Source organism: Pseudomonas sp. 2822-15, assembly GCF_002742515.1.
Lineage (GTDB): Bacteria > Pseudomonadota > Gammaproteobacteria > Pseudomonadales > Pseudomonadaceae > Aquipseudomonas > Aquipseudomonas salomonii.
Genome location: NZ_LJRY01000051.1, coordinates 1 through 324 on the forward strand (window position 1 = coordinate 1; position 324 = coordinate 324).

Below are 324 nucleotides of genomic sequence, written 5' to 3' on the forward strand. Positions count from 1 at the left end.
GACCGATGATTCCTCCTTGAAAATCAGGAAGTTCAGAATTTTTGTCTGCCTCATTCTCTTGAAGCCAATCCCTCAAGGAATCAAGGAGTGGACCTCCCCTTGTCTCCGTACGCTGTTTCGTAGTAACAGTTAATAGATGGTCCTTCCCATCTAAAACGGCCCAAGGAGACAATCCTACGATAGAATATTTTCCTCCACGTCCACTTTCTAAAACAGCATGGTGACTCTCTTTTTTTGATAAATGTGTATATGTTTTAAACCAATCAGACGTTATATCTTTTAATGGCTTCTTGTAGCCAACCGCTTTTTTATATGCCATAATAT

Annotated in this window: 1 pseudogene; it reads right to left on the bottom strand. The window is 39.8% G+C overall.

The features are described from left to right. Positions 1-324, bottom strand: a pseudogene (locus AOA59_RS31850) (hypothetical protein); the annotation flags it as partial.